We start from the raw sequence: 5523 nt of genomic DNA on the forward strand, positions 1-5523 counted from the left end.
GCCGGCGTGTCGGCGTTCGGCATCAGCGGTACGAACGCGCACGTGATCCTGGAGGAGCCCGCCCCGGACCCGGCCGAGGAGGCGCCGTCCGAGCCCCTTGCCGACGATCCCGCTTCCGCGGCCGTCGTGCCGGTGCCGTGGCTGCTGTCGGCGAAGTCGGACGAGGCCCTGCGCGACCAGGCCCGCAGGCTGCGCGGGTTCCTCGCCGAGCACCCCGAGGTCACCCCGGCCGAGGTGGCCGCGGACCTGGCCGCGCGGGCCCGGTTCCCGCACCGCGCCGTACTGACCGACCCGGCCGGCCTGGACGCGCTGATCGACGGAAGGCCCGGAATCGTCACGGGCACTGCCGCCCCGGGCAGGTCGGCGTTCGTGTTCTCCGGTCAGGGCGGTCAGTGGGCGGGGATGGGTCGGGGTCTGTACGAGGTGTTCCCGGTGTTCGCGCGGGCGTTGGACGAGGTCTGCGGGTTGCTGGGGTTGCCGGTGGAGGTGCTGTTCGAGGACGGGGAGGGGGTGCTCGGGCAGACGGGGTTCACGCAGGCCGGGGTGTTCGCGCTGGAGGTGGCGTTGTTCCGGCTGGTGGAGTGGCTGGGGGTTCGGCCGGACTTCGTGGTGGGGCATTCGGTCGGTGAGGTGGCGGCGGCCCATGTCGCGGGGGTCCTCAGCATCGAGGACGCGTGTGTGCTGGTGGGTGCGCGGGGCCGGTTGATGCAGGGCTTGGCCGGTGGTGGGGCGATGCTGTCGCTTCAGGCGTCGGTGGAGGAGGTGCTGGGGTCGTTGGTGCCGGGTGTGGAGGTGGCGGCGGTCAACGCGCCGGACGCGGTCGTGGTGTCGGGGGACGAGGCGGCGGTTGCGGCGGTCGCCGAGGTGTGGCGGGGCCGTGGGCGTCGGGTGAAGCGGCTGGAGGTCAGTCATGCGTTCCATTCGGCGCGGATGGATCCGGTGCTGGAGGAGCTCGGGAAGGTCGCTGAGGGCCTGTCCTTCGGTGAGCCGGTGATCCCGGTGGTCTCCACGGTGGTCGGGCAGCCGGTGGACCTGGGGGAGCCCGGGTACTGGGTGCGTCAGGTGCGGGAGCCGGTGCGGTTCGCGGACGCGATGGAGTGGCTTGCGGACCAGGGTGTCACCGGCTTCGTGGAGGTGGGCCCGCACCCGTCGCTGGTGTCGAACGGGCTGATGCGCCGTCATGGCGACTCCGTGGAGCGGTTGTTCGCGGGATTGGGGCGATTGTGGGCCGACGGCGCGCTGAGCTGGACGCCACCGGTCGGGGAGTTGGGCGCGCGGGTGCCCTCGTACCCGTTCCAGCACCAGCACTACTGGCTCCAGCCCACCACCCCGGCACCGACCGGTGACGGCGGGATCGACCACCCGCTGCTGCGGGACGCCATGGAACTCCCCGACGACAACGGCGTGGTGCTGACGGGACAACTCGCCACCGCCGCGCAGCCGTGGCTCACCGAACACGTCATCTCGGGCTCGCCCCTGCTGCCCGCCGCGGCGTTCGTGGACCTGGCGCTCCGGGCCGGCGAACACGTCGACCGCCCGGCGGTCGAGGACCTGACGCTGGAGACACCGCTGGTGGTCGCGGACGGCGTGCAGGTGTCCGTGACCGTCGGCCCCGACCGGGCGGGCCGGCGCAGCGTCTCGATCCACTCGCGTGCGGACGGCGAGTGGGTACGGCACGCCACCGGAACCCTGGGCGCCGTACCCCTCGCACCACAGGAGGCCTGGGCACGGCAGTGGCCGCCGCACGCCGAAGCCGTCGACCTCGACGCCTTCTACGACAACCTGGCCGACGCCGGATTCGCCTACGGCACGGCCTTCCAAGGCCTGCGAGCGGCCTGGCGCGACGGCGACACCCTCTACGCGGAGGTGGCCGCACCCCCCGGCGACACCCGGTTCGCCCTGCACCCCGCCCTGCTCGACGCCGCGATCCAGATCGTGACCGTCGCCGACGACCGGGCGAAGATGCCGTTCTCCTTCGCCGGGATCTCCCGGTGGCGCGGCGCCGAGCACGCCAGGGTCCGGCTGACCGTGACCGGCCAGGACACCTGCGCGATCAGCCTCGCCGACCGGTCGGGCGCGCCGCTCGCCGAGATCGCCTCGTTGACCCTGCGCCGGCCGGCCGGGGCCACCACGCAGGACGTGCCGTACCAGGTGGCCTGGCCGGTCCTGGAGGCGGCGACCACCGCACCGGACATCCCGGTCCACCACGCCACATCGCCCGTCGAGACCCTGCGGGTGATCCAGGACTTCCTCACCACGGACACCCCGCGCATGGTGGTCGCCACGCGCAACGCCGTGCCGGTTCGGCCGGGCGAGGACGTCGACCCGCAGGCCGCCGCCGTCTGGGGCCTGGTCCGGTCGGCCGCCACCGAGCACCCCGGCCGGTTCGTGCTGGTCGACGCCGACGACGGCGACGAGGTCCGGCTGGCCGGTGACGAACCCCAGCTCGCGATCCGCTTCGGCGCCGTTCACGTCCCCCGCCTCGAACGGGCGCGGACCGAACCGCTGCCCTCGCCGCTCAGCCCCGAGGGCACGGTGCTCGTCACCGGCGGCACCGGCACCCTGGGCGGCCAGGTCGCCCGCCACCTCGTCGTGCGGCACGGCGTGCGGCACCTGCTGCTGGTCAGCCGGAGCGGCCCGGAGGCCCCCGGCGCGGCAGCTCTGACCGCCGAGCTGGCCGCACTGGGCGCCGGCGCCGACATCGTGGCCTGCGACGTGTCCGACCGTGAGGCGGTGGCGCGGCTGCTCGCCGGACACCCCGTCACCTCGGTGATCCACGCCGCGGGCAGGCTGGCCGACACCGTCGTGGAATCCCTCACCCCGCAGCAGTTCGCGACGGTGTGGGAGTCGAAGGCCCTCGCGGCGCGGCACCTCCACGAACTGACCTCGGACCTGGAGGCGTTCGTGCTGTTCTCGTCGGCGGCCGGCGTGCTGGGCGGTGCGGGCCAGGCGAACTACGCGGCGGCCAACGCGTACCTCGACGGCCTCGCCGCACACCGGCACGCCAAGGGACAGCCGGCCGTGTCGCTCGCCTGGGGCTACTGGGCGCAGGCCAGCGGCATGACCGGAGGCCTGACCGCCACCGACCGGCAGCGCCTGGCCAGGGCCGGCGTACGGCCGCTGCCGACGACGGACGCGCTGGCCCTGTTCGACGCCGCGCTGACCGCGGGCACCCCCGCCCTCGTCCCCGTCAGGTTCGACCTGCCGGCGCTGCGCCGCGCCGGCGACCCGCCCGCCCTGCTGCGGGAGCTGGTCCGGCCCCGGCGCAGGCAGGCCGCCGACCGCGTGTGGACGCAGGCCGACGTGCTGCAACTCGTCAGGGGCCAGGTCGCCCTCGTCCTGGGGCACGCGTCACCGGAGACGGTCAACCCCGACCAGGCGTTCACCGACATCGGGTTCGACTCGCTCACCGCCGTGGAACTGCGCAACCAGCTCGACGCGGACACCGGCCTGCGCCTGCCCGCCACGCTCGTCTTCGACCACCCGACACCGGTCCGCCTCGCCGCCTTCCTGCACACCCGGCTGCACGGCACCGGACCGGACCCCCTGCTCGCCGAACTCGACCGGCTCAAGTCCGCTCTGGACGCGGCAGCCGCCGACGCCGACCACGACACCGTCGCGGCCCGCCTCGAAGCACTTCTCGCGGCCTGGACCGCCAAACGTACCGGCTCCGCGGCCGGTGTCGACGAGGCCAGCGACGACGAACTGTTCAGCCTTCTGGACGATGCGCACCGCAGGACCGAGGTCATCCGCTCGGGCGAGTCCCGAAACGCTGAGGAGTAGCGATGTCCGACGAAGAGAAGCTCCGCACCTATCTCAAGCGCGCCACGGCCGACCTGGGAGTGCTCAGCAAGCGCCTCGCCGACATGGAGGAGGCCGCGCGCGAGCCGATCGCGATCATCGGCATGGGCTGCCGCTACCCGGGCGCGGTGGAGTCCCCGGACGGCCTGTGGCGGCTTGTCTCGGACGGTGTCGACGCGATCACCGAATTCCCGCCGGACCGTGGCTGGGACGTCGTCTACGACCCCGACCCGGACCGGCCGGGCACGACCTACAGCCGGTCGGGCGGCTTCCTCGCCGACGGCGCCGGCTTCGACGCCGGGTTCTTCGGCATCTCGCCGCGCGAGGCACTGGCGATGGACCCGCAGCAGCGGGTGCTGCTGGAAACCGCCTGGGAGACCTTCGAGTACGCCGGCATCGACCCGACCACGCTCGGCGGCAGCCGCACGGCCGTGTTCACCGGCCTGTGGTCCTCCGGCTACGGCAACCAGCCGCCGCCGGACCTCGAAGGTTTTCTCGCCACCGGAACAGCCACCAGCGCCACGTCCGGGCGGGTGTCGTACCTGCTGGGGCTGGAGGGTCCGGCGGTGTCGGTGGACACGGCGTGCTCGTCGTCGCTGGTCGCGATCCACCTGGCGGCGCAGGCATTGCGGGCGGGGGAGTGCTCGCTGGCGTTGGCCGGTGGTGTGACGGTGATGGCGACGCCGGCGGGTTTCGTCGAGTTCTCGCGGCAGCGGGGTCTTGCCGTCGACGGGCGGGTGAAGGCGTTCGCCGAGGCTGCGGACGGTACGGCGTGGGGTGAGGGTGCCGGCTTGGTGCTGCTGGAGCGGTTGTCGGACGCCCGCCGCAACGGTCACCGGGTGCTGGCGGTCCTCCGTGGGTCTGCGGTGAACCAGGACGGCGCCTCGAACGGACTTGCGGCGCCGAACGGTCCGTCCCAGGAACGCGTCATCCGGCAGGCGTTGGCGAACGCCGGACTGTCGCCGGCCGACGTGGACGTGGCGGAGGCCCACGGCACCGGGACCACCCTCGGCGACCCCATCGAGGCGCAGGCACTGCTGGCGACCTACGGTCAGGGGCGGGTGGAGCCGTTGTGGCTGGGGTCGGTGAAGTCGAACATCGGGCACACCCAGGCGGCGGCCGGTGTGGCCGGTGTGATCAAGATGGTGATGGCGATGCGGCACGGGCAACTGCCGCGGACCCTGCACGTGGACGCGCCGACCTCCCACGTCGACTGGTCGGCGGGCCGTGTGTCACTGCTCACCGAGGCCCGGCCCTGGCCGGAGACGGGGCGTCCCCGTCGTGCCGCCGTGTCGGCGTTCGGCATCAGCGGCACCAACGCGCACGTGGTGATCGAGGCGGCTGCTGAGGAGCCGGTCGGGGTCTCGACGAGGTCCGCGGGCGGGGCGGTGCCGTGGATGTTGTCGGGGAAGTCGGATGGCGCGTTGCGGGAGCAGGCGCGTCGGCTGGGGGCGTTCCTGGCCGGGCACCCGGAGGTCGGCGCGGCTGCGGTGGGTCGGGCGCTGGCGGGGCGGTCGCGTTTCGATCACCGTGCGGTGCTGACCGGTGCGGAGGCGTTGGAGGCCCTGGCGGAGGGCCGGTCGGCACCGGGTCTGGTCACCGGGACCGTCCGCCCGGTGGGCCGTACCGTCTTCGTGTTCCCCGGCCAGGGCGCGCAGTGGGTGGGCATGGGCCGGGAGTTGTACGCCGCGTACCCCGTCTTCCGGGCCGCCATGGACGAGT

2 protein-coding genes are annotated in these 5523 nt (G+C 73.7%); both read left to right on the top strand.

Features of this window, described 5'->3' with window-relative positions; genetic code table 11:
• Positions 1-3783, top strand: a 3783-nt coding sequence (locus IE329_RS39530; protein WP_190215905.1) for a type I polyketide synthase, incomplete at its 5' end; no start/stop codon positions are given.
• Positions 3784-3785: 2 nt separating this feature from the next.
• Positions 3786-5523, top strand: a 1738-nt coding sequence (locus tag IE329_RS39535; protein ID WP_190215906.1) for a type I polyketide synthase, incomplete at its 3' end; no start/stop codon positions are given.

Source organism: Kitasatospora indigofera (genome assembly GCF_014655955.1).
Taxonomy (GTDB): Bacteria; Actinomycetota; Actinomycetes; order Streptomycetales; family Streptomycetaceae; genus Kitasatospora; species Kitasatospora indigofera.